This is a genomic window from Tsuneonella amylolytica, from assembly GCF_003626915.1.
GTDB lineage: Bacteria > Pseudomonadota > Alphaproteobacteria > Sphingomonadales > Sphingomonadaceae > Tsuneonella > Tsuneonella amylolytica.
Genome location: NZ_CP032570.1, coordinates 119,006 through 144,587, shown reverse-complemented (window position 1 = coordinate 144,587; position 25,582 = coordinate 119,006). Strand labels below are relative to the sequence as shown.

The 25,582-nt window shown below is 67.3% G+C and carries 23 protein-coding genes; 14 read left to right on the top strand and 9 right to left on the bottom strand.

The features are described 5' to 3' along the window. Window positions 1-2: 2 nt before the first annotated feature. The 5 genes from D4766_RS00685 to D4766_RS00665 all read right to left on the bottom strand — a co-directional run bounded on the left by D4766_RS00685 (window position 3) and on the right by D4766_RS00665 (window position 5,436). Window positions 3-1,070: a PAS domain-containing protein gene (locus tag D4766_RS00685; protein WP_120715724.1), complete on the bottom strand. Its 1,068-nt coding sequence runs from the start codon at window positions 1,068-1,070 to the stop codon at window positions 3-5. 138 nt (window positions 1,071-1,208) lie between these two features. Further along, complete coding sequence (locus D4766_RS00680; protein ID WP_120717963.1) at window positions 1,209-2,294, bottom strand: PA0069 family radical SAM protein; 1,086 nt, start codon at window positions 2,292-2,294, stop codon at window positions 1,209-1,211. Window positions 2,295-2,333: 39 nt separating this feature from the next. Beyond that, window positions 2,334-2,861: a molybdenum cofactor biosynthesis protein B gene (gene moaB, locus D4766_RS00675; RefSeq protein WP_120715723.1), complete on the bottom strand. Its 528-nt coding sequence runs from the start codon at window positions 2,859-2,861 to the stop codon at window positions 2,334-2,336. After that, window positions 2,861-4,630 carry a lytic transglycosylase domain-containing protein gene (locus D4766_RS00670; RefSeq protein ID WP_120715722.1) on the bottom strand — a complete coding sequence of 590 codons (1,770 nt, stop codon included), beginning with the start codon at window positions 4,628-4,630 and terminating at the stop codon, window positions 2,861-2,863. Before D4766_RS00670 ends, moaB begins: the two co-directional genes overlap by 1 nt. Next, window positions 4,627-5,436: a uracil-DNA glycosylase family protein gene (locus D4766_RS00665; RefSeq protein ID WP_162935606.1), complete on the bottom strand. Its 810-nt coding sequence runs from the start codon at window positions 5,434-5,436 to the stop codon at window positions 4,627-4,629. Before D4766_RS00665 ends, D4766_RS00670 begins: the two co-directional genes overlap by 4 nt. Window positions 5,437-5,462: 26 nt before the next feature. Here D4766_RS00665 and D4766_RS00660 point away from each other — a divergent pair, with 26 nt between their 5' ends. The 7 genes from D4766_RS00660 (at window position 5,463) to D4766_RS00630 (ending at window position 13,809) form a co-directional block, all read left to right on the top strand. Further along, window positions 5,463-7,112 carry an electron transfer flavoprotein-ubiquinone oxidoreductase gene (locus tag D4766_RS00660; RefSeq protein ID WP_120715720.1) on the top strand — a complete coding sequence of 550 codons (1,650 nt, stop codon included), beginning with the start codon at window positions 5,463-5,465 and terminating at the stop codon, window positions 7,110-7,112. Between the two features lie 309 nt (window positions 7,113-7,421). Beyond that, window positions 7,422-8,231: a 4-(cytidine 5'-diphospho)-2-C-methyl-D-erythritol kinase gene (locus tag D4766_RS00655; protein WP_120715719.1), complete on the top strand. Its 810-nt coding sequence runs from the start codon at window positions 7,422-7,424 to the stop codon at window positions 8,229-8,231. Further along, entirely contained in the window at window positions 8,231-8,962 is a 732-nt protein-coding gene (locus D4766_RS00650; RefSeq protein WP_120717962.1) for an N-formylglutamate amidohydrolase, read from the top strand. Before D4766_RS00655 ends, D4766_RS00650 begins: the two co-directional genes overlap by 1 nt. A 66-nt stretch (window positions 8,963-9,028) precedes the next feature. After that, window positions 9,029-10,873 carry a dihydroxy-acid dehydratase gene (gene ilvD / locus D4766_RS00645; RefSeq protein ID WP_120715718.1) on the top strand — a complete coding sequence of 615 codons (1,845 nt, stop codon included), beginning with the start codon at window positions 9,029-9,031 and terminating at the stop codon, window positions 10,871-10,873. After that, the gene (locus tag D4766_RS00640) at window positions 10,870-11,226 is read left to right on the top strand and encodes a hypothetical protein (RefSeq protein ID WP_162935605.1); all 357 of its coding nucleotides are present in this window, start codon (window positions 10,870-10,872) and stop codon (window positions 11,224-11,226) included. The genes ilvD and D4766_RS00640 overlap by 4 nt, the downstream gene beginning before the upstream one ends. Then, window positions 11,213-12,610: an NAD(P)H-hydrate dehydratase gene (locus tag D4766_RS00635; RefSeq protein WP_120715716.1), complete on the top strand. Its 1,398-nt coding sequence runs from the start codon at window positions 11,213-11,215 to the stop codon at window positions 12,608-12,610. The genes D4766_RS00640 and D4766_RS00635 overlap by 14 nt, the downstream gene beginning before the upstream one ends. Beyond that, on the top strand, window positions 12,607-13,809 hold the full coding sequence (locus D4766_RS00630; protein WP_120715715.1) for a class I SAM-dependent RNA methyltransferase: 1,203 nt from the start codon (window positions 12,607-12,609) through the stop codon (window positions 13,807-13,809). The genes D4766_RS00635 and D4766_RS00630 overlap by 4 nt, the downstream gene beginning before the upstream one ends. Here D4766_RS00630 and D4766_RS00625 read toward each other — a convergent pair. The 4 genes from D4766_RS00625 to D4766_RS00610 are packed head-to-tail and all read right to left on the bottom strand — an operon-like array spanning window position 13,806 to window position 16,574. Then, window positions 13,806-14,582 carry a hydrolase 1, exosortase A system-associated gene (locus D4766_RS00625; protein WP_120715714.1) on the bottom strand — a complete coding sequence of 259 codons (777 nt, stop codon included), beginning with the start codon at window positions 14,580-14,582 and terminating at the stop codon, window positions 13,806-13,808. The genes D4766_RS00630 and D4766_RS00625 overlap by 4 nt on opposite strands. After that, a complete protein-coding gene (locus D4766_RS00620; RefSeq protein ID WP_407701499.1) occupies window positions 14,579-15,277 on the bottom strand; it encodes an alpha/beta hydrolase family protein in 699 nt (232 codons plus the stop codon). Before D4766_RS00620 ends, D4766_RS00625 begins: the two co-directional genes overlap by 4 nt. Then, window positions 15,274-15,564 carry an acyl carrier protein gene (locus D4766_RS00615; protein ID WP_194955775.1) on the bottom strand — a complete coding sequence of 97 codons (291 nt, stop codon included), beginning with the start codon at window positions 15,562-15,564 and terminating at the stop codon, window positions 15,274-15,276. Before D4766_RS00615 ends, D4766_RS00620 begins: the two co-directional genes overlap by 4 nt. Window positions 15,565-15,599: 35 nt before the next feature. Then, entirely contained in the window at window positions 15,600-16,574 is a 975-nt protein-coding gene (locus tag D4766_RS00610; protein WP_234024831.1) for a GNAT family N-acetyltransferase, read from the bottom strand. Between the two features lie 26 nt (window positions 16,575-16,600). On the opposite strand from D4766_RS00610, the gene D4766_RS00605 reads away from it, so the two are divergent. The 7 genes from D4766_RS00605 (at window position 16,601) to D4766_RS00575 (ending at window position 25,567) form a co-directional block, all read left to right on the top strand. Beyond that, on the top strand, window positions 16,601-18,115 hold the full coding sequence (locus D4766_RS00605) for an acyl-CoA ligase (AMP-forming), exosortase A system-associated (RefSeq protein WP_120715713.1): 1,515 nt from the start codon (window positions 16,601-16,603) through the stop codon (window positions 18,113-18,115). After that, window positions 18,112-19,341, top strand: a complete 1,230-nt coding sequence (locus D4766_RS00600; RefSeq protein ID WP_120715712.1) for a pyridoxal-dependent decarboxylase, exosortase A system-associated — start codon at window positions 18,112-18,114, stop codon at window positions 19,339-19,341. The genes D4766_RS00605 and D4766_RS00600 overlap by 4 nt, the downstream gene beginning before the upstream one ends. A 173-nt stretch (window positions 19,342-19,514) precedes the next feature. After that, a complete protein-coding gene (locus D4766_RS00595) occupies window positions 19,515-20,162 on the top strand; it encodes an XrtA/PEP-CTERM system exopolysaccharide export protein (protein ID WP_120715711.1) in 648 nt (215 codons plus the stop codon). 14 nt (window positions 20,163-20,176) lie between these two features. After that, the gene (locus D4766_RS00590; protein ID WP_120715710.1) at window positions 20,177-21,688 is read left to right on the top strand and encodes an XrtA system polysaccharide chain length determinant; all 1,512 of its coding nucleotides are present in this window, start codon (window positions 20,177-20,179) and stop codon (window positions 21,686-21,688) included. Between the two features lie 13 nt (window positions 21,689-21,701). After that, window positions 21,702-22,781 carry a P-loop NTPase family protein gene (locus D4766_RS00585; protein WP_120715709.1) on the top strand — a complete coding sequence of 360 codons (1,080 nt, stop codon included), beginning with the start codon at window positions 21,702-21,704 and terminating at the stop codon, window positions 22,779-22,781. 4 nt (window positions 22,782-22,785) lie between these two features. Continuing rightward, window positions 22,786-24,411, top strand: a complete 1,626-nt coding sequence (locus D4766_RS00580; protein ID WP_120715708.1) for a preprotein translocase subunit YajC — start codon at window positions 22,786-22,788, stop codon at window positions 24,409-24,411. Window positions 24,412-24,430: 19 nt separating this feature from the next. Next, window positions 24,431-25,567 (top strand): XrtA/PEP-CTERM system-associated ATPase, encoded by a 1,137-nt coding sequence (locus D4766_RS00575; protein ID WP_120715707.1) that lies wholly within the window; start codon window positions 24,431-24,433, stop codon window positions 25,565-25,567. Window positions 25,568-25,582 lie beyond the last annotated feature (15 nt).

Below are 25,582 nucleotides of genomic sequence, written 5' to 3'. Positions count from 1 at the left end.
CTTCAGCCTGCTACCGGAATGGTCAAGATTGCGTGGAGACCTTCGGCATTCCACTCGGGGCGCAGCGTTCCGCGCGAATATTGCAGGAGGCTCTGCGCAATCGTGTAGCCGGTCCCCTCGGACTGCGGGGGTCCGTCGAGCCGAGGTCCGCCGCTTTCCGTCCACTCGATGACGAGCTGGTGCCCGCTGTCGCCCTCTTCCACCCTCCAGGCAACGTCGATCGACCCGTCCTCGTTCGACAGCGCGCCGTACTTGTTCGCGTTGGCGGCCAGTTCGTGCAGGGTGAGACCGATGACGGAAACGGTATTGGGTTCCGCCCGCGCGCCGTTCCCGTGGAAACGGATGCGGTTGCCCTCCGGGTCGTAGGGGCGCACCACCGATCGGATAGCCTGCCCGACTTCGATCCGTCCGGTAAACGCATCGTCGAGCGTAGGCTCGTAGGATCGGCCGAGGGCCTGAATCCGTTCGTTGATCTTCTTCGACACGTCGAGCGAACCCATCGCGCGGCCGGTGATGTTCACGATGCCCCCGATGACGGCGAACACATTCTTCAGCCGATGCGAAACTTCGCGCGCCATGGCGCGTGCATGTCTTTCGTCGGCGCGCGCCTGATGGATATCGCTGACGTCCCACTGGCTCCCGAAGAAATACAGGAGCTTCCCGCCTTCGTCGTAGATCGGCCCCAAATGCAGCGCGTTCCAGAATTCTTCGCCGTTCTTGCGATAATTGAGTACCTCGACGACCGCGACTTCTTCGGTTCGGATTGCTTCGCGCATTCGCGTGACGGTGACCGGATCGGACTTCGGACCCTGCAGAAAGCGGCAGTTCCGTCCGATCACTTCGCCGGGGGAATAGCCGGTAAGGTTGCAGAACGCCTCGTTGCAGAAAACGATCGGATCATCCTCTTGGCGCGGGTCCGTGAGGATCACCGCCATCCGCGTTTGTGCCATGGCCTGTTCGAAAAGAAGGCCGGTCGCACCCGCGAAATGCTCGTAGTCCGGGTGGGTCGGGTGTTCGTTCGGCAGAGTGTTCGCCTGCGAGCGGGGGTTCGCCCGTGTGTCGTCGTCCATTTAAGCCCCGATTGCCCCTAAGTTTGAACTACTCCGCCGCGACCAGAGCGGAGAGCTTCGTATCAAAACCTTATGCAAGCCATTTGGTTCCATGAACACGTCTGGTCGATGTCTATTCACGGGCTGAGAAATCCCTCATCACAACAGGCGCATCTGACCCCCCGTTTCGGGCAGGCGAAATCCGGTGCAGTCGAGTTCGAAGCGTTGCTTCTGGATGCCCGCGCGTCGGCAAGCAATCGCGAAACGCGCGCGGAACAGGTCGGCCCAGACGCCGGTCGGTTTCATGCGGGTGAAAAAATCGGGATCGTTGTCGCGCCCGCCGCGGATCGAACGCACGATACTCATGACCTTGTCGCCGCGCTCGGGAAAATGAACGCTCAGCCATTCGCGAAACAACGGTGCAACCTCGTGCGGCAGGCGCAGAGGGATCCATCCGGCCGAGGGTACGCCGAGCGCGGCGGCGCGCGAGACGATCTCTTCCATGAACTCGTCGGTGATGGCAGGGATGATTGGGGACACCGAACAGTGCACCGGCACGCCTGCGTTGACGAGCGCACCCAACGCAGCGAGCCGCTTAGCGGGCGCGGCGGCCCGCGGCTCCAGCTTGCCAGAAAGTTTCGGGTCGAGCGAAGTCACCGATATGCTCACCGCGACGAGCCGCCGCCGCGCCATTTCGGAAATGAGGTCGATGTCGTCGCACACCCGGTCGGATTTCGTGGTGATGGTGACCGGGTGGCGCGCGTCGAGACACACCTCGAGCACTTGCCGCGTGATCCGGTAACGCCGCTCGATGGGCTGGTAGGGATCGGTGTTGGTGCCCATCGCAAGTGGCTTGGGACGGTAACGGGGCTTGGCAAACGTTTCGCGCAGCAGGCGCGCCGCATCGGGCTTCGCGAAAAGCCTGGTTTCGAAGTCCAGACCCGGCGACAGGTCGTGATAGGCGTGAGTTGGACGCGCGAAGCAATAGACGCAGCCATGCTCGCAGCCGCGGTAGGCGTTTACCGATCGGTCGAAGGGAACGTCGGGCGAGGTGTTGAAGCTGAGGATGGTCTTCGGCCGTTCCTCGGTGACGGTCGTACGGAGTTTGACCGGGGGGCCGCCCAGCGCCTCCACGTGATCGCGCCAGTCGCCGTCGACCTCGCGCTCGGCCAGCCCGAACCGGGTCGGGACCTTTGCGCCCTGCGCGCCGCGACCGGCGATCTCGGGATCGAATCTGCGCTCCATGAAGCAGAACATACATGGAACACTGCCTGGGCGGTAGCGTCAGGTTTCCCGCAGGCGCGGCATCAGCTCGACGAAGTTGCAAGGCCGATTGCGGCTGTCGAGCTGTTCGGCGAGGATGCCGTCCCATCCGTCCTTCACCGCGCCGTTCGACCCGGGCAGCGCGAACACATACGTTCCGCGCGCGACGACGGCGAGTGCGCGGCTCTGCACGGTGCTGGTCCCGATCGATTTGTAGCTCAGCCAGCGGAACAGTTCGCCGAAGCCGGGAATATCCTTGTCCTTGATGCGGTCCAGCGCCTCGGGCGTCACGTCGCGTCCGGTAAGGCCGGTTCCGCCGGTGCTGACGATGGCATCGATCTCGGGATCGTCGATCCACGTGTTAAGGCGATTCGCGAGGACGTCGGCATCGTCCTTCTCGATGGCACGTTGCACGAGGGTGTGGCCCGCTGCCTCTATGCGCGCGGCAAGGATATCGCCGCTCGTGTCGTCGGCGGCGGTGCGCGTATCCGATACCGTCAGCAACGCGATGTTGATGGGCCGGAACTGACGGTCGGTATCGATCGCCATCAGCGCGCGGAAATCCGCACGGCACCGGTTCCGGCCAATTCGGGGAACGTGGGCCACATGCCCTGCGCCAGCGCGCGGCGGCTGTCGCTGCCCGCACCAGCCTGCCGTTCGTACATCCAGTAGTTCCGCATCACGATCGCGACGTATCCACGCGTTTCCCAGTAGGGGATGCTTTCCATGAATAGCAACGGATCGCCCTGATCCTTGACCTCGCTGTTCCACCGCGAAAGCGGGGTCAGGCCGGCGTTGTAGGCGGCCATGATCTTGGGCAGCAGGCCGCCCGTCACCGCACTGTCGCGCAGCATGGACAGATGCCGCTGTCCGAATGCCAGGTTCACTTCGGGCCGGTTGAGGTCACTCGCGCTGCCGGAATAGCCGAGCGTGCCGGAATGGTCTTTCGCCGCGGACGGCATGATCTGCATCAGGCCGCGTGCGCCTGCGGGGCTGACGGCACCGGCCTGGAACCGCGATTCCTGCAAGGTGTGCGCGAACGCCAGCGCGGGATCGACCTTCCATCCGTTGACTGGCTGCCAGCGCGGCGCGGGATAGCGCAACGTGGGCTCCGCCTTCGCGCCGCGCGGGGCGTTCGCCGCCATCCATAGCTGGGTGGACGGAAGCCCGAGTTCGCGGGCGAGCCTGCTCAAGGCGTCGTATTCGCTTGCCGGACCGATCTTCGCCTCGTGCCGCAAGACCTCGTCGGCCAGCGAATCGCGGCCGATCTCGGCCAGCGCCACTGCCGTGCGGACGTTGGGCGCATCGCGCAGGCGCTGCCAGTCGGCGGCATCGAAGTCCGCGGTGCGCCGGCCGCCGGGCAGTTCCTGGCCCAGCGCCTCGCGAGCGAGCATTCCGTAGAGGGTCTCGTCGAGCCGTGCCGCGCCGCGCAGGTACTCGGCCGCCTTGTGCGGTTCACGGCACCGGATCGCCGCGCGGCTCGCCCAGTAATATCCGGCCGCCGTCAGTTCGAGGTTCTGCGCCGAACCCGCCGCGCGCTTGAATGCTTCGCCCGCGCTCTCGCAATCGCCGAGGCGCCACGCGGCGAGGCCCGCCGCCCAATCGCCTTCGCCGACCCAGGCACCGTTGCCGCCATTGCGCACCGTCTGCGCCATCCCGAGCGCGGCGGCATCCTGGTTCTCGATGTAGTAGCTCCACGCGACGCGCTGGCGCCATTCGGCACGCGCCGCCGCCGAAAGACCCGCATCCACACCGTCGAGCAGCAAGCGCGCACCGTCGGGGTCGTCGTTCTTGATCCGCTCGAGGATGGCCGACTTGACCTCGGCAGGCATGGTGCCGTCGTTCACCGCATTTGGAAGGACGCGGCGCGGGGAGTAGCCTTGCGAGACGAGCTGCTGTTCGACCGGCAGGCCCGGCATGGCCACCATGCCGCGCTTCAGGCCCAGCCCGGCGACCTGCTGGGCCATCGGCAGTTGAGTGCCCTGCGCCAGCCACGCCTCGATCGCCGGCAACTCGACCCTGGGGCTGGCTGCATCGAGGTAGTATGCCGCCTTCGCGACGTGATGCAGCGGACCGTCGGGCTTCTCCGCGAACAAAGTATCGACGCGGGTCCAGTCCTTCGCGTCGATCGCGGCGAACAGGCCGCGATACCATTCACGTTCGGAATTGCTGAGCAGCTCGGGCACCGTGCTCGACACGGCGCGGGCGCGGAAATACTCGGCGGCGCTGCTGGCGAGGGCGGGGGTCGATGTCGCGCAGGCGAGCGCACCTGCAATGGCCAGAGCTATCCGGCCGCGCCGTCCACCGATCCGTGTCATTCCGCTTCGTCCGTCCATTCCAGCCAGCGCTTCCACAACCGGGCCCGAAGCTGCGGCTTGTCCCGCAACCGCGCGAGCCCGGGTTGGAAGAGCGAGGAAACCCTGCCGCCCTCATGATTAAAAAAGGCTGTCGCGGCACTACCTTGCGGCGGACCTTGCGCCGGATCGTGCCCGCCGAGCGACGGGACGCTTTGCCCAAACACGACGAGCCGTTTTGGCTGCGCGAACGCGACATGATGCGCAGCCAATTTGCCAAGGCCTTGCCGATCGAGTGCCGCCCAATCCGGCAGGACAGTGTGGCGTGGCAGGACGGAGGCGATGTAGATCCGATCCCGCGACAATCTCGCCGCGCGTAGAAAGCCGTCGAGAAGGGCGCCTTGCGGCCCTTCCAGCAGGCTCGTGCGATCGGTTTCCTCGGGCATGGCGACCATGACCATCAGGTCTGCGCCCACCTCTCCCGTCGGAGCGATGCGCGGTGAAAGGCCCCCCTCGTCGAGCAAGGGTTCCTCCAGCCACCATTGCCGGAACGCCGCCAGTTCGCGCGGCCAGTTCTCCGATGGTCCGCCGAGCTGCGGATCAGAAACGACGGGCGCAGGTTCGCGCTTCTGCCGCGCCGGAGCAGCTTCGATAACCTCGGCAGCTCTGGGATCGGCCAACCATGTGATCGGCGCATCCACGTAATCGGCGTCGACCCCGGCCATACGCCACCAGTCGAGCGCGGCCGCGATGTCGGCTTTGAGCGATGAGAAGGGGGCAGGCACCATCCATCCGGTCTTGACCTCCCCCGCCGGGGCAATCAAGCACATCGGACAGTTTTCGAACGAGGAATACCATGAGCGAACGCGAATCGATGCCCTGCGACGTTGTGATCGTCGGCGGAGGCGTCGCGGGCCTCGCCGCCGCGATCCGGCTGAAGCAGATCAATTCCGAACTCGAGGTGATCGTCCTCGAGAAGGGCAGCGAGATCGGCGCGCACATCCTTTCGGGTGCCGTCGTCGACCCGAGGGCGCTCGACGAACTGCTGCCCGAGTGGCGGGATCAGGGCTGCCCGATGGCCGAGACCCCGACTACCGACAACTGGCACTGGGTCCTATCGAAGACCGGCATGACCAGCTTGCCCCACATGATCATGCCGCCGTTCATGTCGAACGACGGGTGCTACACCGGCTCGCTCGGCAATCTTTGCCGCTGGCTGGCCGAGCAGGCCGAGGGGCTGGGCGTGATGGTCTTTCCCGGCTTTCCCGCCGCGGAGGTCATCATCGGAGAGGATGGTGCGGTTGCAGGTGTCATCACGCAGGACATGGGCGTCGCTGCCGACGGAAGCCACAAGGCGGACTACCAACCGGGCATGGAAATCCTCGCCAAGTACACGCTCTTCGCCGAGGGCGCTCGCGGCAACCTCACAAAGCAGATGAAGGCGAAGTTCGACCTCGAGGCCGATTGCCAGCCTCAGGTCTACGGGCTCGGCGTGAAGGAATTGTGGGATATCGATCCCGAGAAGCACGTGCCGGGGCGCGTGATTCACACGCAAGGCTGGCCTCTGTCCGAAAGCGAGAGCTGGGGCGGCGGGTTCCTCTACCATCAGGCGAACGGACAGGTCGCGCTGGGGTTCGTTACCGCGCTCGACTACAAGAACCCGTGGGTCAGCCCGTTCCAGGAATTCCAGCGCTGGAAACAGCACCCGGCGATCCGCGAATACCTCGAAGGTGGCAAGCGGGTCGCCTATGGCGCGCGCGCGATCAACGAGGGCGGGTGGCAGTCGGTGCCGAGGCTCGCGTTCCCCGGCGGCGCGCTGATCGGCTGCGCGGCGGGCTTCGTCAACGTCCCGCGGATCAAGGGCAGCCATACCGCGATGAAGAGCGGAATGCTCGCCGCCGAAAGCATCGCCGAAGCGATCGGTCGGGGCGAGGAGAAGACCGCACTGATGGATTACGACGCGGCGGTGCGTGACAGCTGGATCGCGCACGAGCTCAAGCTCGTCCAGAACGCGCAGCCCGCGGTCGCCAAGTTCGGCGGGGACTTCGGCACGATCGTGGCCGGCGTGGACATGTGGCTGCGCTATCTCAAGATGCCGATCATCCCGGCGTTCAAGCACGAGCCGGACTACGAGCTGACCGGGCGCGCCGACCTGTTCCCGCGGATCGAGTACCCCAAGCCCGACGGCAAGATCACCTTCGACCGCCTGACCAGCGTCAGCTTCAGCTACACCAACCATGCCGAGGACCAGCCGGTCCACCTCAAGGTCAAGGACATGGAGCTGCAGAAGCGCAGCGAGCTCGGCGTCTACGGCGGCCCATCGCAGTTCTACTGCCCGGCAGGCGTTTACGAATGGCTTGTCGACGAAGCCACCGGCGCGCCGAAATACCAGATCAACTCGCAGAACTGCGTCCATTGCAAGACCTGCGACATCAAGGACCCCAACCAGAACATCACCTGGGTCACGCCCGAAGGCGGCGGCGGGCCGAACTATCCGAATATGTGACTTTGACGCGGAGCGTTGGAAGTGGGTCGAGGGCGACCAGGTTGCGCGGCCGCGCTCGCGGCGTTGAACATCGTCGTGATGGGGCTGGTAGCCTGGTCCTTTGGATATGGGCCGTATTCCGATGCCCAGCAGGAAGCCTGGTATCGCTATCGGCAGTCGCCTCCTTCGTGTTCGGGGCAGCCGTCCCGGCGGCCACTCTCCACCTTGGGAGGAAATCAGCCAAGCTCGTGCTAGTCGTCGTGGTCTGGATGGGGTGCGCGCTGGCACTATTTGCGGTTTACGTGATGTTTTCGGGAGGCGGCGGCTAGGGTGCACGAAACCGGTTACGCCAAGATCAATCTCGCGCTGCATGTGCGGCGGCGGCGGGAGGATGGGTATCACGAGCTCGAGACGCTGTTCGCGTTCGTCGATGCGGGGGACAAGCTGACCGCGCGCGTCGCCGAACGAAACGCGTTGACAGTGGTTGGCGAGTTCGCCCCGCAACTGGCTGATCCGTTTGGCAATATCGTCGCTCAGGCGCTGGCGAAGCTGCCGCGATCGCAGGGGCTGGGGTTGACGCTCGAAAAGAACCTGCCGGTCGCCGCGGGGCTTGGGGGCGGGTCGGCGGATGCGGGGGCGGTGTTCCGGATCTTCGAGGCGCTCCACGGCCTGCCAGACGACTGGCGCGGGCGCGCTGCGAAGCTGGGCGCGGACGTGCCCGCCTGCGTCGAGAGCAAAATGTGCCTCGGCAACGGCACCGGCACCGAATTGTCAAGTGTGGTCAATGATTTGGAGGATACTCCTGTCCTCCTTGTCAACCCGCGCGTACCGCTTGCCACCGGACCGGTGTTTGCGGGGTGGGACGGGCAGGACCGCGGACCCCTCCCGAACGGGCCGGCCTTGCGGATCGCCGCCGAGGGGCGCAACGATCTCGAAGCGCCAGCCATCGGGCTTGTGCCCGAAATCGCCACCGTGCTCGAAGCGCTTGAAGGAACCGGCCCTACGCTCGCCCGTATGTCGGGCTCGGGCGCGACGTGCTTCGCGCTCTATTCCGACCCCGAGGCTCGGCGCGAAGCCGCCGCGCGCCTGGCGGCCGATCATCCAGATTGGTGGCAAATGAGCGGAAAGCTGCGTCCTTGATCAGCGAATGGCAGCCTTACCGGCAAATCGGACCTGAACCCCCGCGTGGCGGTATCGTCCTGGTTGCCGATCACGCTTCGAACCATGTCCCGGACGATATCGAACTTGGCATCGAACCCGCGCTGCTGAACGAGCACATCGCGATCGACATCGGTGTGGAAGGCGTGGCCGAACGCATGGCGCGACGTCATGGCGTCCCCGCGCATCTCGCCACCGTCAGCCGCCTCGTGTGCGATCTGCACCGCGAAGAGGACAACCCGGCTGTCGTCCCCACCAGCAGCGACGGGCACCTGATCGCGGGCAATATCGGCGCCGATGTGGAAGGGCGGCTCGACCGCTTCCACCGTCCTTACCATGCCGCGCTGTCAGAGTGGCTGGTTGCCGTCGACCCGGCCTTAATCATTTCTCTTCACAGCTTTACGCCCGCCCTTTCGAGCAAGGTCGAGGAGCGGCCGTGGGAGGTCGCGCTGCTCTACAACACCGACGACGCACCTGCGCGCCACGCGATCCGGTTGTTCGGCGAACAGGGGCTGACCGTGGGCGACAACGAGCCGTATTCGGGCCGCGAACTCAACGCGACGATGAACCGCCATGCCGAGGCGCACGGGCGGCACTACCTCGCAATCGAGGTGCGGCAGGACCAGATCGCCACCGAGGCCGGTCAGGCGCGCTGGGCGGACATGATCGCCGACATCGCCGGACAAGTGTCACTCATGCTTGAGTCGGCCTAAGGAAAAGCCTCTGGGGCGGCGGCCCGCGCTGGACTAGGCCCGCCGCTCCAGCCAAGGATCTGCCCGATGCCCGACCTTCGTTCAAAAACCTCTACTCACGGCCGGAACATGGCCGGTGCCCGCGGGCTGTGGCGCGCGACGGGGATGAAGGACGGCGATTTTGGCAAGCCGATCGTCGCGGTGGTCAACAGCTTCACCCAGTTCGTACCGGGCCACGTGCATCTCAAGGACCTGGGCCAACTGGTCGCGCGGCAGATCGAGGCGGCGGGCGGGGTGGCCAAGGAATTCAACACGATAGCGGTCGATGATGGTATCGCGATGGGGCACGACGGGATGCTCTATTCGCTTCCTTCGAGAGAACTCATCGCCGACAGCGTCGAATATATGGTCAATGCCCACTGCGCCGACGCGATGGTGTGCATCTCCAACTGCGACAAGATCACCCCCGGCATGCTGATGGCCGCGCTGCGGATCAATGTGCCGACCGTCTTCGTTAGCGGCGGGCCGATGGAAGCGGGCAAGGTCGTGGTGAAGGGCAAGGAAGTCGCGCTCGACCTCGTCGATGCGATGGTCGCTGCCGCAGACGAGACATTCACCGACGCGGAAGTCGACGAGATCGAGAAGGCCGCTTGTCCGACCTGCGGCAGCTGTTCGGGCATGTTCACCGCCAACTCGATGAACTGCCTGACCGAGGCGCTGGGCCTCTCGCTGCCAGGCAACGGATCGGTCCTCGCCACCCACGCCGACCGGCAGGGCCTGTTCGAGCGCGCCGGACGCCTCGTCGTGGCGCTATGCAAACGCTATTACGGCGAGGGCGACGAGAGCGTTTTGCCTCGCAACGTCGCCACTTTCGAAGCGTTCGAGAACGCCATGAGCCTCGACATTGCCATGGGCGGATCGACCAACACGGTGCTTCACCTCTTGGCCGCCGCGCACGAGGCTGGGGTCGACTTCACAATGGCCGATATCGACCGTCTCAGCCGCGCGGTGCCGTGCCTGTGCAAGGTGGCGCCGGCCAAAAGCGACGTCCACATGGAGGACGTCCACCGCGCCGGCGGCATCATGAGCATCCTTGGCGAGCTTGATCGGGCAGGGTTGTTGCACACGGCACTGCCGACCGTGCATTCGCCCACGATGGGCGATGCGCTGGCCGACTGGGACATTCGCCTCACCAACAACCCCAGCGTGCAGGAGTTCTACCGCGCTGCTCCTGGCGGGGTACCGACCCAGACCGCGTTCAGCCAGAATCGCCGGTGGGACGATCTCGACACCGACCGCCGCGGCGGCGTCATCAGGGCCAGGGAACACGCATTCAGCCAGGACGGCGGCCTCGCGGTGCTTTTCGGCAACCTCGCCGAGCACGGTTGCATCGTGAAGACCGCAGGGGTCGACGAAAGCATTCTCAAATTCAGCGGCCCCGCGAAGGTGTTCGAAAGCCAGGACGCCGCAGTAACCGCGATCCTGACCGACCAAGTGCAGGCGGGCGACGTGGTCGTGATCCGCTACGAAGGTCCGCGTGGCGGGCCGGGGATGCAGGAAATGCTCTATCCCACCAGCTACCTCAAGTCGAAGGGGCTTGGCGCAGCCTGCGCGCTGATTACGGACGGACGGTTCTCAGGTGGAACCAGCGGGCTCAGCATCGGCCATGTCAGCCCCGAGGCGGCGGAAGGCGGGGCAATCGCGCTTGTCGAAGATGGCGACCGGATCGAAATCGACATACCGAACAGGTCGATCGCACTCGCCGTGGACGATGCCGAACTGGCGCGCCGCCGCGAACTTCGCGAAGGTAACTGGGCACCCGCCGAGCCGCGTCCGCGCAAGGTTTCGCCCGCGCTCGAAGCCTACGCCGCGATGACGACCAGCGCCGCCCGCGGGGCCGTCCGCGACGTGAGCAGGCTCCGCCGCGGATGAGGGTCGTCGTCCTGGCTTTTTCGCTGGCGTTGACCGCTTGTTCGGGCGGCGAAGAGCAACCGCAAGCGGCGCCGGGCGCGAGCCGGATCGAGTGCGCGCTTGGCGAAGGTTCGGATTTCGGGCCTGATTGCCTCGTCGAGAAAGTCGCCGGCGAACAGGGGCCGGAATTCGTCGTTCGTCACCCCGGCGGCCAGTTTCGCCGGTTCCGCATCGCCGAAAACCGTTCCGGCATGGTCGCCATCGACGGGGCCGACGAAGCGGCGAACGAACTCGTCGGCGAACCCCCGGTGCTGCAGGTCACCGTGGGCACGGATCGCTATCGCTTCCCGGCCGATCTCGATGCGCGCCGCTGACCAGGTACTCACCGCGGCGGAGATGCGCGCGGCGGAAAACGCGCTGGTCATTACCGGAACGTCGGTCGTCGCCCTGATGGACCGCGCCGGGCATGGGGCTGCCGAATGGATCCGGCGCGTTGCGACCGGCCGATCGGTCACGGTGCTCTGCGGACCGGGCAACAACGGCGGCGACGGTTACGTCATTGCAAGGGTTCTGCGCGAAGCCGGCCTGACCGTGCGGGTGATCGCTCCGTCCGAACCGAAGACGGACGCTGCACGCGATGCTCGGAACGCCTGGAGCGGCGATGTCGCGCGCGGATATGACGGCGCACACGGCGGCGTATTCGTCGATTGCCTGTTCGGTTCCGGCCTGTCCCGCCCGCTGGACGCAAATCACGAAGTCCTGCTCGCTGGGCTCGTTGCGACGCACGATTTCGCGGTCGCGATCGATCTACCCAGCGGGATCGCGGCAGACGACGGAACGCTGCTGGGCGAAGTGCCCTCGTTCGACCTCACCCTCGCATTGGGTGCGTGGAAGCCCGCGCATTTCCGGATGCCTGCGCTCGGAAGGCTTGGCGAAACGCGCCTTGTCGACATCGGGATCGTATCGGTCGAGGGGGCGGCAAGGCTTGTGCCCCGTCCGCGGTTCACCCCGCCGGCCCGCGATGCGCACAAGTACATGCGCGGACTCGTTGGAATTGTCGCCGGGGCCATGCCGGGCGCGGCGATCCTGTCGGCCACTGCCGCAATGCGGGGCGGGGCGGGGTACGTGAAGCTCCTTTCGGCGCATTCGCACCCGGCCGCCCCCGCCGCCTTGGTGGTGGACGGCGGCGAACTCGACAGCGCGCTCGCCGATCGGCGCTGGTCAGCGCTGCTGATCGGGCCGGGGCTGGGGCGGGGCGAGGATGCGCGCAGGCGGCTTGGCGCCGCGCTCGGTGCCGGAATGCCCACCGTTCTCGATGCCGACGCGCTGCATCTTCTCGACGACGACTTGCTCGAAGGTGTCGACGCCGCGCGGCTGCTGCTCACCCCGCACGAAGGCGAACTGGCCAAGCTGTGCGAGACGCTCGGCATCGCTGCGGGGGACAAGGTCGCGCAGGCACGCGAACTGGCGGGACGGAGCGGGCTCACCGTACTCGCGAAAGGCCCCGATACCGTAATAGCGGCGCCTGACGAAAGGCTCGGTTACATGCCGCCGGCGCCCACATGGCTCGCGAGCGCGGGCACGGGCGATGTGCTGGCAGGACTTGCGGCAAGCCGGCTCGCAACCGGGTCTCGGCCGTTCGAGGCCGCCGGCGAAGCGGCCTGGCTGCACGCAGAGGCAGCCCGCGCGGCCGGGCCTAATTTCATTGCGGACGATCTTGTCGCCGCGTTGCCAGCGGCTTACGCGCACTTCCTGTGATCGAACCTGAGGAAATAGTTCGTACCGCCGCAAAAGGCGACGGTGTGACGGCGAGCGGCCGGCACGTCGCGCTGGCTGCGCCCGGTGACGTCGTTCTGCCGGATGGCTCGGTGCAGGCGGGGCCGCACCGCGCCATCCCGCCGTGCCGCCATTTCGGGCGATGCGGTGGATGCCTACTCCAGCATCTGGACGAGGTCGCCTTTGCCCGCTTCGTCGGCGACCGCGTGCTCTACGCGGCACAAGGGCAGGGTATCGAGCCTGCACACTTCACCGAGCCGCACCTGTCCCCGCCGCGAAGCCGACGCCGTGCGACGCTGCATGCACTGGCGGCGAGCGACAAGGTGGTGCTCGGCTTTCGCGAAGCGGGATCGCACAGGATCGTCGATCTGGCCGAATGCCATGTGCTGCGGCCCGAACTGTTCGCACTCGTCGCTCCGCTCCGACGCCTGCTCGCCACACAGCGCGGACGGTGGGCGGTCGATGTCGACCTCACGCTTGCAGACCAGGGCGTCGACTGCGGATTGAAGGGCTTCGCGATGGAGGGTCTGGAGGCGACCGAAGCGGCGCTCGCCTTCGCACAGGACCATCGCCTCGCGCGGCTGACGGTCGATCTCGGATACGGCCCGGAAGCGGTGTGGGAACCTGAGCCTGTCACAATCACGCTTGGCGGTATGCCCGTCGCGCTGCCGCCGGGCGCATTCCTGCAGGCGACCGACGACGGCGAAGCGGCGCTCATAAGCGCCGCGCGCGAGTGGTTGCCCGCCGGGGACGCACCGGTGGCCGACCTGTTTTCGGGCCTCGGTACGTTCGCGTTCGCACTCGACCGCCCGGTCGCGGCATACGAGGCGGCGCGCGATGCCCATCTCGCCTGCAGGGCGGCAGGTGCGCGGACGGGGGGCAGGGTCGCTGCCCACCACCGCGACCTGTTCCGCAGTCCGCTACAACCCGGTGAACTCAGCGCATTCGAAGCCGTCCTGCTCGATCCGCCACGGGCCGGCGCGCGAGAACAGGTCGCGCGGATCGCCGCCAGCGGTATCGCGCGCGTCGTCTACATCAGCTGCAATCCGGCAAGCTGGGCGAAAGATGCACGCGCGCTGGTGAATGCCGGTTTCCGGCTTGCTGAGTTGCGCCCGGTCGGACAGTTCCGCTGGTCGACGCACGTCGAGCTTGCCAGCCTGTTCGTGCGCGGTGCCGACTAGGCGCGGCGGAGCATTTCGAGGAGCTGCGTGTTGAGGAACTGGCGGGCGTGCGGCTCGATCCAGGCATGGCTCGCCCGGTCGCAACGGCGTACGCGATCGTCGCCGGCCTCCCAGCGCTCCTCGAAGACCTGCGCCGTACGGTCGGCCGAGGCGAGAAGAATCCGCACCGGCCCATCGAATGCCGCCAGCCCCTTCGCCATGTCGGCCGCCAGCGAACTGGGCGCCGAGCGGGGCTTGGCCGCCTGCATGAGCCCGCGGGCCAGTTTCCCGAGGTTCACGCCGCCAGTTACGAGGCGCATCACCTCGCGCGGATCCTTGAGTTTGTCGGCATAGCGCGCGCGTACCGCGGCCGGGGGCGGGGTGTCGGCTTCGTCTTCGATGGTCCACGGGTTCGACAAGACGAGCGCGTCGCAGCCAGCGCCTTCGCCCAGCATCAGCGCGCTCGCCGCGTCGCAATTGCCGAACCCGACCACCCGGTCGACTTGCGGCGCGATCGCTCGGAAGGCTGCGAGCGCCGCTTCGATGTCGCGCCGGCTCTTGCGAAAGCCGCGGTTTGTGCCGCCGCTGTCGCCCACGCCCCGGCGGTCGAAGCGGAAGACCGAGAAGCCGGCCTTGGCGATCCGTGCGGCGAGCGCCGCCTGTCCGGAAAAGGTACCGCCGCGAATCTCGTTGCCGCCGGTCACCAGGAGCAGACCGCCGGTGCCGGGCGCCGGGTCGAGCGTGCCGGCAAGCGTCGTACCGTCGCATTCGAAGGTAAGGTGGAGGCGGGTCACGGCGTGTCAGCCGCCATTTCGGGCAGAGCTGCCGCAATCAGCGCGGCGAGGGCATCGGCCTGTTTCGCGTCCTCGGCAGGTTCGGCCCGCAGCCACAGCGCACTTCCGCCGAGCGAGGCCTGTTCGATTTCCTCGAGCTCGCCAGCCGGTTCGGTCGTCTCGAGCGCGGCGAAGAGCGTCGGTCCGATGTGCCAACCGGCGAGCTCGATTCCTTCGCTTCGCCCGGTAGCCTGCAGGTCCTCGGTCCGCTCGGCGCGCCCCGCTTCCTTTGCCGCGATAGTCCGAGCGCGCATCATTCCCCGCAAGGTCAGCCGCCCGCCGGTCGGTGCCCAGGCCCACCCCGGGAGGCCTTCGGGTGCAAGCATGACGCCCGCCCGGACCGCCAGCACATGGGTCGCGCGGAAATGCTTCGCCGCAGCCTCTGCTGCTCCCCGCCACCCTTCCAGCGTCTGATGGAAAAGCGGTGCCTCGCTTTCGTTGCACCCGGGAAAGTCGGGCAGCACCGCGTCAATGCCGGAGGCATCGAGCCGGCGCATCGTTTCCACCGTCTGGCGACGCAGCTTGTTCGCTTCGTCGAACCAGGCCGGCAGGACGAGTACGCGGTGCGCGCGTCGCCGATCGAAGGCGAGCGCCATCTCCTCGCGCGGTCCGCCGGGGGCGGGGCACGGCCAGTCGAGAAGCTCGAACGGGGTCACGCGGTGGCGGCTTTGCCCTCGGCGAAGGAAAGCAGGCCGCCGAAGGTCTCCAGCATCTCGCCATCGACGTCGTCGTCGTCGATCACGATATCGAGCCGGTCTTCCATTTCGGTAAGCAGGCCCGCGACCGCCATGGAATCGAGTTCCGGCAGGTGGCCGAACAGCCCCGTGTCGGCATCGAATTCCGCCACGCGGCCGGCATCGAGACCGAGCACGTCGCACAGGATCGCGCGAAGTTTCGTGTCGATTTCGCCCCGGCTGGCTGCGAGATGATGGCCGTCGGTCACTTGGGCAGGTTCCCCCTATCGAAAGCGCGCTGCGCCTAGCGAGCCGACCGGCGGGGTGCAAGCGCGGTTAACTTGTGCCGGACCAAGGCGGGCCAGGCCTTCGGTTGCCGCGGGTCCAGCACATCGATGCGGTAGCGCGGGCGGTCCAATTCCATCCAGTCGCGTTTGTAAGGATCGTCGCCTGTGCCGAAATCGACGAGATCGACCCCGTCGCCGTCGATCACCCGTTCGAACATCGCCGCGCTCAGCGTGGTCCCGGCCGACAGGGGCTTGGCGCTTTCGCGGTGGGCCAGCTTGTGGATGTAGGCAGTGCCGTTCTCGACCGTCCAGAACTGGGCCGCGACCGCCGCGCCGTCGGGCGTGCGCGCGATCCCGAGCCTGATGCGACCCGCGGCGCCTTCCGCCGCGGCAAAGCGGCGCAGCAGGTCGGAATCGCCTTCTTGGGGCTTCCAGCTTTGCGCGTAGATCGCCTCGTAGTCCGACCACGCATCGGCGTCGTATCGATCGTGGATCGTCACGGCGACTTTCTTGGCCTTGCGTTTCAGCGTCGTGCGCATCGAACCGGGACGGCAGGCCCAATATTCGGCAAACGACCGGCCGGCGATGGGGAGCACGTGGTTGTGGTCGCACGGCCCGGTCACGACATGCCAACCGGCGGTGCGAAACGCGTCGGCGAGCCGCGTTGCAGTTCCGTCCTCGTCCGGAACCGGCCACATCGTGACCCGGTGCGTGCGCGCTCGCAGGGAGCGGGCGATCGCGGCAAGGAGGACCGGATTGTCGCCGCGCGGACGCCAGGTGAAGGCGTACCAGTTGCGCAAGGGTTCGATGCGTCCGTTGGCGGCGGTCAGCATCAGCTGCACGTCGCCTGCCTGCGCGATGACCGGTACCTGTCCGGCATCGGCGAGCAGCGCAAACCATTCGGCGCGGTCGAACGGCCCGCCTGCCGTGGCGCCGGTGGGCGCTGCGACTTGCAAGACGTTAACCGTGTCGTGATAGCTGACCGCGCCCAACGCGAATGAATCCTTCCGGAGTAACCATGCCGTCCACGCTCGACCCCCGGCCCCGGCCGCTCGATCACCTTGCCGAACGGGGCAAGGCCGGGGCGCCGGCGCTGGTGCTGCGCGGCGGCACGCTTAACCACGAGGACTTAAGAACCCGTGTCGGCAAGCTGGCGGCATGGCTGACTGACCGCGCTGACAAGGGCGATCGCATCGCGAGCTGGGCAGCCAAGGGCGAGGCGACATGTCTGCTTCCGCTTGCCTGCGCCCGCGCGGGATTGGTGCACGTGCCGGTGAACCCGCTACTCAAGCGAATGCAGGTCGCCCACATTATGACCGACAGTGGCGCGGTGCTGCTGGTGGCGAACCGTGCGCGGTTGGGGAGCCTCGCGGATGGCGACCTCCCGCCCGGATGCGCGTGCGTGGCCGAGGAGGACCTGTGGGCGCAGGTCGAGCAATGCGATCCGCTCGGCCCGTCCGACCACGATCCCGGCGATCTGGCCGCCATACTTTATACAAGCGGCTCGACCGGGCAGCCCAAGGGCGTGATGCTGAGCCATGGGAACATGTGGCTCGGCGCTGTCAGCGTGGCGCATTACCTCGATCTCGCGAGCGACGACGTCACGCTCGGCGTGCTGCCGCTGAGCTTCGACTACGGACAGAACCAGTTGCTGAGTACCTGGTATGCCGGCGGGTGCGTGGTGCCGCTCGACTACCTTATGCCAAAGGACGTGGTAAAGGCCTGCAGCCGGCACGGCGTGACGACGCTCGCCGCGGTGCCGCCGCTGTGGGTCCAGTTGGTCGAGATCGACTGGCCCGAGGACGCGGCGCGCAGGATGCGGCGGCTTACCAACAGCGGCGGTGCGCTCACCGAAGGGCTCGTGCGCTCGCTCCGCCAACTGTTTCCGAAGGCGCGCCTATTCCCGATGTACGGCCTGACCGAGGCGTTTCGTTCGACCTACCTCGACCCGGCGCTGGTCGACAGCCATCCGACCTCGATGGGCAAGGCAATCCCCTTCGCCGAGATCCTCGTGATCGACGACGACGGCAATGTCGCCGCCGACGATGCCGAGGGCGAACTGGTCCACGCCGGGCCGCTTGTGGCGCAAGGGTACTGGCAGGATGCGGAGCGGACCGCTGAACGCTTCCGGCCTGCGCCGCGCGCCTCGCAATACGGGGGCACGGCCGTGTGGTCGGGCGACCGTGTGCGCCGGGCGGCGGACGGTCTGCTCTATTTCGTCGGCCGGCGCGACGCGATGATCAAGAGCGCCGGGAACCGGATCAGCCCGCAGGAGGTCGAGGACGCCGCCGTCGCCACCGGCCTCGTAGCCGAAGCGGTGGCGGTCGGCCTCCCCGACGAGCGACTCGGCCACGCCGTCAGCCTCGCGGTGCGTCCGTTGGCAGGGTTCGACCTGGAAACCTTTCGCAAGGCGCTGGCCGCGGCGCTTCCCAATTTCATGCTGCCGCGCACCGTGCGCGCTTACGCCGAACTGCCGCGCAACCCGAACGGCAAGCTGGACAGGAACGCCTTGGCAGCCGAGATGGCGGCATGAAACCGCTCGGCCCAATCCCCGCCGGATACGAGCCTAAGGACGGCGAGCTTGCCATCGGCGGACGTACTGCGCGCGAGCTTGTGGCCGAAGCCGGCGGCACCCCGGTCTTCGTATATTCGCGCAGCCATCTCGACCGCCGCGTCGCCGAACTGCGCGCCGCGATGCCCGCCCGCCTCGCGATCCACTATGCGGTGAAGGCCAATCCCTGGCGGCCGGTGCTGCAGCACATGGCCCCCCTGGTCGAGGGGTTCGACATCGCGTCGGGCGGGGAACTGGCGATGGTTGTCGAGGCGGGCATCGACCCAGAGCTCGTCAGCTTTGCCGGGCCCGGCAAACGCGATGCGGAACTGGAAGCCGCAATCGCCGCCGGCGCGACACTCAACAGCGAAAGCGAGGGCGAAGTCCGCCGCGCGCTCGCCATCGGTGGCCGGATCGGCAGGCCGCCCCGCATCGCGATCAGGGTCAATCCCGACTTCGAATTGCGCGGGTCGGGAATGAAGATGGGCGGCGGCGCCAAGCCGTTCGGCATCGATGCCGCGCATGTGCCCGCCATCGCCCGCGAACTGATCGTCGCCGGAGCCGAATGGCGCGGGCTTCATATCTACACGGGTAGCCAGGCCCTCGATGCAGAGGCCATTGCCGAGACGCAGGGCAACGTGCTCGACCTAGCCGACAGGCTGGCGCGCGAAGTCGACCACGGGCCGCTGCCGAAGCTGAACATGGGGGGCGGCTTCGGCATTCCCTACTTTGCGGGCGACGATCCGGTCGATCTGGCGCTGGTAGGTGAAAAGCTGGCGGAACGCTTCGCCGCATTGCCGGGCACGCTTGCGGATACCGACCTGTGCATCGAGCTTGGCCGCTATCTCGTTGGCGAGGCCGGTGTTTACCTGTGCGAGATCGTGGACCGCAAGGAAAGCCACGGCGAGACCTACCTCGTCACGGATGGCGGGCTGCATCACCAACTCGCCGCGTCGGGCAATTTCGGGACCGTAGTGCGCCGCAATTACCCGGTCGCCATCGCGACCCGGTTCGGTGCCGAAGCTGACGACGAGGCTAACGTCGTGGGCTGCCTGTGCACCCCGCTCGACCGGCTCGCGGACAAGGCACGCCTGCCGCGCGCCGAAGTCGGCGATCTCGTCGCGGTTTTCTGCGCCGGCGCCTACGGAGCGACCGCGAGCCCGGCGATGTTCCTCGGCCAAGGACCCGCGCGTCAACTTCTGGTTTAAGGGTTTCCCGGCTGCCTGTCCCGCTTCGGGACCGCCCCGGTAAACGCTCTCGTCCCTAACAGTATGTTCACCAATTTCCGCGAGATAGCGGCCCCATACACGCGCCCACCGGTGCGCCGGGTCGCTCCCGGCGGATGCTCCGGCGGGGTCGCCCATACCGCGAGGATGCATCCATGTTGCGCACACTGCTAACCCGATCCTTTGCCGGCCTGGCGCTTGCAGCAATGGCGCTGACCGGCTGCGCGTCGACCGGCGGGGGAAGCGAACTGCCTCCCGCGTCGTTCGTGTCGATGCAGGAAGGGCCCGGCGAAGCCTACATCATCGGTCCCCTCGACGAGCTGACGATCAATGTCTGGCGCAATCCCGAGCTCAGTGCTGAGAAAATCCAGGTCCGCCCCGATGGCCGTATCACGACCCCGCTGGTCAACGACATGCCCGCGGTCGGCAAGACGCCCAAGATGCTGTCGGAGGACATCCGCCTCCAGCTCTCGCAATACATCGAGGAACCGCTGGTCAGCGTGATCGTGACCAACTTCGCGGGCACCTTCAGCCAGCAGGTCCGCATCATCGGCGCGACCGAGAAGCCGGCGAGCATTCCCTACCGCGCGAACATGACGGTGCTCGACGCCATGATCGCAGTCGGCGGCCTCAGCGAATTCGCCGCCGGCAACCGCGCCAAACTGATCCGGTTCGACAAGCAGTCCGGCCGGCAGAGGGAATACGCCCTACGGCTCGGCGACCTGCTGAAGAAGGGCGAGAGCCGCGCCAACGTCATGCTGCAGCCCGGCGACGTGATCATCATCCCCGAAAGCATGTTCTGAAGGTCACGCGAGAGATGAACGAAGTCTTCGAGGAATTGCGCGCCGCCGCGTGGTCCGCCTGGGCCAAGCGGTGGATGGTGCTGGGCGTCGCCTGGGCTATCGCGCTGCTGGGCTGGATCGCGATCGCGTTCATTCCCAACACCTATGAATCGAAGGCCCGCATCTACGTCCAGTTCGACGACGTCCTCAGCGACCAGTTGAAGATCGCCAACGGCGGAAAGGACGAGATCGAGCGCGTGAAGAAGACGCTCGCGGGTGCGGTGAACCTCGAAAAGGTCGTCCGCGCCACAGACCTCGGCCGGGGCATCGCCAGCCAGCGCGAGATGGACCGCGCGGTGCAGAACCTCGCCGAAGACGTGAAGGTCGAAAGCGTCGAGGACAGCATTTTCACGATCACCGCCACGATCGGCAAGCGCGAACTCAGCGATGCCGAGAATGCGAAACTGTCGCAGGCCGTCGTCCAGAAACTGATCGACATCTTCCGGGAGGAAAACATCGCGGGCAATCGCGGCGAGGTGGCCGACACGGTCGTGTTCCTCGACCAGCAGCTCGAACAGCGCAAGGCGGAGCTCGAGGCGGCAGAGGGCAAGCTGTCCGCTTTCGAAGCGCAGCATCCCGAACTGGTCGGCGGTGCCGGCGCCATCTCGGGCCGGCTGGCCAGCTCGCGCCAGGAATTGCGCGGGGTGGATGCCGATCTTGCCGCGGCGCAGAGCGCGCTCGCGGCGATCAACGGCCAGCTCGCCGGTACGCCGCGCATGCTGGCGGGCGCCGGTGGCGGCAGCGATTCGACCGCGATGGGCCAGGCCCAGGCTCAGCTCGCCGGGATGCAGGCCCGCGGCCTTACCGACAGCCACCCGGACGTGATCGCGCTGAAACGCCAGATCGCGCTTCTCGCGCGCAGCGGCGGGGGCGGGGCTTCGGCCGGTACGCCGAACCCGGCCTATTCCTCCCTCGTCGCGATCAAGGCAGAGCGCGAGGCGAACGTCTCCGCGCTTATCGCCCGCAAGGCGGCGCTGCAGTCCGACGTCAGTGCTTCGATGGGCGATCAGGCGAGCGAACCTGCGGTCGCCGCCGAGGCGAACCGCATCAGCCGCGACTACGACGTGCTCAAGAAAAAGTACGACGAGCTCCTCCAGAACCGAGAGGAAATGCGCCTGCGCGGCCAGGTCGAAAGCGAGCGCTCCAGCTTCAAGTTCGACGTCGTCGATCCGCCGACCGCTCCCCGTCAGCCTGCTTCGCCCAATCGGCCGCTGCTGTTGTTCGGCGTGCTGTTCGCCGCACTGGCTGCGGGAATCGGCTCGACATTCGCGCTGAGCCGGCTGCGTTCCACTTTCGCCACCGCGAACGGTCTTGAGCGCGCGCTCGATCTGCCGGTGCTCGGGACCATTTCCGAGACGCTGAACGACGGAGCCCGCGCGCTGCGAGCGAAACGGATGAAGATGTTCTACGCCGGCACCGGTGCGTTGGGAGGGCTCTTCGTGGTCCTGCTGGGCATCGAGTTCGTCCAGCGCGGCATGGTGGCGTGAGGGAACCGGACCGATGACCGAACACAGCAAGATTCCGCTTCCGGGCGAACCCGGCAGCGAACCGGCGCCGAAGACGACCGTGGAAAGCTCGCTGCTCGAACGGGCGAGCGGTGCGTTCGGGTTCGACCCCTTCCGTGCCGCGCCGATGCCCGCCACACTCGAAGAGCCCGTGATGAAGCGCGCCCGGCCGGTCCGCCGTGCCGAAACCAGGGATCAGGCGGCAGCCGTTGCCTCTGCAGAACCGGCGTTCATGCCTTCCGCCGAACCGATTGCCGAACGAGTGGCCGAAAAGGCGCCCGAACCGGCCCTGCCAGTTTCCGCGGCGCCGCGCATGGTAGTCCAGACCGATCCGATCGAACCGGCGGTCCGGTTCGCCGGAAAGCGACACGCACTCGATCGCGCGCGCTTGCGCGAACGCGGCATCGCCGTGCCAGAAGACGGCGCGACCGCGCTCCTCGAGGAGTTCCGCATCGTGAAGCGGCAGGTGCTTGCCGCCGCTCATGGCGATCCTGCCGCTCGCCGAGTCCTCGTTACCTCGCCCCATTCCGGCGAGGGCAAGACCTTCTGCGCGACCAACCTCGCGATCGCGATGGCCGGCGAAAAGGACGGCGAGGTCGTGCTGATCGATGCCGACTTCCACAAGCCGTCGATCCTCGCCACGCTGGGGCTCCCCCGCGCGCCCGGCCTGATGGACGCACTCGCCGATCCCTCGCTACGGGTGGAGGACCTCGTCCTCGCCACGGACATTCCCGGCCTTTTCGTGCTGCCCGCGGGCGGCCGCGACGGACCCGACGGCGAATGGCTGGCGAGCGCGCGGACCGCGGAGATATTCGATCGCCTGACCCGCGGGGCACCCGGACGCATGCTCGTGTTCGACAGCCCTCCGGCGCTCGCCGCGTCGCCCGCGGCGGATCTGGCGCGGCACGTCGGCCAGACCATCCTCGTCTGCCGCGCGGACCAGACCGGCCGTAGCGCGCTGGAGGATGCAGTCGGGCTTCTCGGCGCGTGCACCGACATCAAGCTGCTGCTCAACGCGGCGCACTTCAGCCCGAGCGGCCGCAAGTTCGGCACCTATTACGGGCACGAGGGATAGAGCCATGAAGCGTTATCACCTCTTCATCGCCGGCGCCGTTGCCGTCGTCGCTGTGCCGGCCCATGCCCAGGACCGGGGCGACAGCCGCAAGGTCGTCCGCATCGACCCCTACATCGAGGCGAACCAAGTCGTCGCGGTCGAGCTGTCGCCCGGCAGCGACACCGTCACCTACACCCAGGTCGCGACCGGAGTGGACGTGAGCGTACAGGGCCGCAACAACGGCGGTTCGGCCTCCATCCGCTACGAACGCAACTTCGGCTACGACAGCTCGGTTGCCGACACCGCGACGCTGTCCGGTCTCGCGCGCGGGTATGCCAGCGTGGTTCCGAACGCGGTGCAGGTGGAGGGCGGGGCGCTCGCCTCGCGCACGCGCATCACGGACAACGGCTCGGCCAGTTCGGGCACCAGCAGCCTGCAGGGCGGGCCGAACGAAAGCCGGATCTATTCCGCCTACGCCGGCCCCACCGTGCACACCAGCGCGGGCGACGCCGAAATCAACGCCAACTACCGCATCGGCTACACCCGGGTGGAAGCGCCCGACGCGGTCGTCACTGCGCCCGGTGCCGCGCCGGTTGACGTGTTCGACGACAGCGTGGTCCAGAGCGCGGGCGTCCACGTCGGCCTTCGGCCCGGTACCGCGCTGCCGGTCGGCGTGGGAGTAGGCGGCGGGTTCTACCAGGAGGACATCGGCAACCTCGACCAGCGGGTGCGCGACCTCAATGTCCGCGCCGACGTCACCGTACCGCTCGGCCCGAACCTCGCGGCGGTGGGCGGGGTCGGCTACGAAGACGTCGAGGTATCCGCGCGCGACGCGGTGCGCGATGCCGCGGGCGTGCCCCTGGTGGGCGCGGACGGACGGCTCGTCACCGACAAGTCGTCCCCCCGCCGGCTCGCCTACGACACATCGGGCATCATCTGGGACGTGGGCGTCGTGTGGCGTCCTTCGTCCCGCACTGCAGCCGAGGCGCACATCGGAAGGCGCTACGATTCGACTACTTATTACGGCAGCTTCGCGTGGGCACCCGACAGCCGCAGTTCGGTGAACCTCGCCGTCTACGACGCGGTGCAGGGCTTCGGCGGCACGCTCAACAATGCGCTCCGCAACCTGCCGACCGAATTCGCCGCGATCCGCAATCCGGTGACGGGCCAGATCGACGGCTGCGTCGCGAGCACGCAAGGCGGCAACTGCCTCAACGGCGCGTTCGGCTCGGTCCGCTCCGCCGTCTTCCGCAGCCGCGGCGTCGCGGCCAGCTACAATGCGACCAACGGGCGCCTCTCCAGCGGGATTGGCGTCGGCTACGACCGCCGCACCTTCATCGCCGCGCCGGGTACCGCGCTCGCCGCCGCGAACGGCGTCGTCGATCAGAGCTACTGGCTCGCGACCTACGTGTCCGGCCAATTCGGCCCGCGCGACTCGTGGAGCCTCAACGGGCGCGCCCAGCGCTTCCTCAGCGGCTTTGCGGGGAGCGGGGATGCCACCGTCCTCGGCGCGTCGGCGGCCTACCGCCGATACCTTCTCGACGGGCTGTCGGCCAACGCCGCGCTCAACCTCGACAGCCTCGATAGCGATGTCGCAGGCCAGGACCTCACCACCGCGGCCGCGCTGCTCGGCCTGCGCTACGACTTCTGACGACCAGGAAGACAAGACGATGTTCGACGATTTCTACGGTCTCTCCGGGCGCCCCTTCCAGCTTACCCCCGACCCAAATTTCTGGTTCGAGAGCAACACGCACCGAAAGGCGCTCAGCTACCTCGGCTACGGGCTCGCGCAGGGGGAAGGCTTCATCGTCATCACCGGCGAGGTGGGGGCGGGCAAGTCCACGCTCGTTGCGCACCTGATGCGCAAGATCGACCCGGCGCAGCTTACCGTCGGCCAGATCGTGACCAGCAACCTCGATGGCGAGGAAATGGTGATGATCGCCGCGCAGGCGTTCGGCATCGAAGTGGAACCCGGCGACAAGGCCGCGGCCCTCGGTGCGATCGAAGGGTTCCTCCACGAGGAAGCCCGGTCGGGCCGCCGCTGCCTGCTGGTAGTCGACGAATCGCAGAACCTCAGCGTCGAGGCGCTGGAGGAACTGCGGATGCTGTCGAACTTCCAGCTAGGCTCCCACCCGCTGCTCCAGACCCTGCTGCTCGGGCAGCCCGAGTTCAAGCAGGTGCTCGCCGAGCACGCCTCGCTCGAACAGCTGCGGCAGCGCGTGATCGCCGCCCATCACCTCGATGCGATGGAGCGCGACGAGATCGAGCCCTACGTCGTCCATCGCCTCCAATGCGTGGGCTGGGTCGGCAACCCGGCGTTCGACCAGCGCGTCTTCACCGACCTGCACGAGGCGACCGGCGGCATCCCGCGCCGCATCAACCAGGTGATGAGCCGGCTGATGCTGCTGGGCGCGGTCGAACAGCGCACGCGCATCGATTCGGCCATGCTCGCCTCGGTCCGCAAGGAAATGGAGGGCGACGCCGCGTTCCCGATGGCCGCGCCCAAGCCGCTGCCCCGGATCGAGGCCGCGCCCGCGTCCGGGCCGATCAAGCACGCCTTCGCGCCGCCGTCGCCGCCGCGCGCGAAGGTCGAGGCGCTGCTGGAGGAACGCGACGCGCAGATCGCCTCGCTCCAGCAGGCGATCGACGACCTCGCCGCCAGCGCGGGCGAGGATCCGTCGCCCGAACTCGCGGAGCGCCTCGCGACGCTGGAAGGCCGCATCGCCGAACAGGAAGACGCGGTCCGCCACGTCCTCACGATGCTGATCGAGTGGTTCGAGGCGGACGCACCGCGCGTGGCGGCCTGAGACCTGCCGCGTGGA

Bases quoted from the DNA above. Each gene is read 5' to 3' on its own strand.
- D4766_RS00605 (WP_120715713.1), top strand. From the start codon at position 16,601: ATGCCGTCCACGCTCGACCCCCGGCCCCGGCCGCTCGATCACCTTGCC.
- D4766_RS00580 (WP_120715708.1), top strand. From the start codon at position 22,786: ATGAAGCGTTATCACCTCTTCATCGCCGGCGCCGTTGCCGTCGTCGCT.
- ilvD (WP_120715718.1), top strand. From the start codon at position 9,029: ATGCCCGACCTTCGTTCAAAAACCTCTACTCACGGCCGGAACATGGCC.
- D4766_RS00635 (WP_120715716.1), top strand. From the start codon at position 11,213: ATGCGCGCCGCTGACCAGGTACTCACCGCGGCGGAGATGCGCGCGGCG.
- D4766_RS00595 (WP_120715711.1), top strand. From the start codon at position 19,515: ATGTTGCGCACACTGCTAACCCGATCCTTTGCCGGCCTGGCGCTTGCA.
- D4766_RS00670 (WP_120715722.1), bottom strand. From the start codon at position 4,630: ATGACACGGATCGGTGGACGGCGCGGCCGGATAGCTCTGGCCATTGCA.
- D4766_RS00660 (WP_120715720.1), top strand. From the start codon at position 5,463: ATGAGCGAACGCGAATCGATGCCCTGCGACGTTGTGATCGTCGGCGGA.
- D4766_RS00685 (WP_120715724.1), bottom strand. From the start codon at position 1,070: ATGGACGACGACACACGGGCGAACCCCCGCTCGCAGGCGAACACTCTG.
- moaB (WP_120715723.1), bottom strand. From the start codon at position 2,861: ATGGCGATCGATACCGACCGTCAGTTCCGGCCCATCAACATCGCGTTG.
- D4766_RS00585 (WP_120715709.1), top strand. From the start codon at position 21,702: ATGACCGAACACAGCAAGATTCCGCTTCCGGGCGAACCCGGCAGCGAA.
- D4766_RS00665 (WP_162935606.1), bottom strand. From the start codon at position 5,436: ATGTGCTTGATTGCCCCGGCGGGGGAGGTCAAGACCGGATGGATGGTG.
- D4766_RS00600 (WP_120715712.1), top strand. From the start codon at position 18,112: ATGAAACCGCTCGGCCCAATCCCCGCCGGATACGAGCCTAAGGACGGC.
- D4766_RS00575 (WP_120715707.1), top strand. From the start codon at position 24,431: ATGTTCGACGATTTCTACGGTCTCTCCGGGCGCCCCTTCCAGCTTACC.
- D4766_RS00590 (WP_120715710.1), top strand. From the start codon at position 20,177: ATGAACGAAGTCTTCGAGGAATTGCGCGCCGCCGCGTGGTCCGCCTGG.
- D4766_RS00640 (WP_162935605.1), top strand. From the start codon at position 10,870: ATGAGGGTCGTCGTCCTGGCTTTTTCGCTGGCGTTGACCGCTTGTTCG.
- D4766_RS00680 (WP_120717963.1), bottom strand. From the start codon at position 2,294: ATGGAGCGCAGATTCGATCCCGAGATCGCCGGTCGCGGCGCGCAGGGC.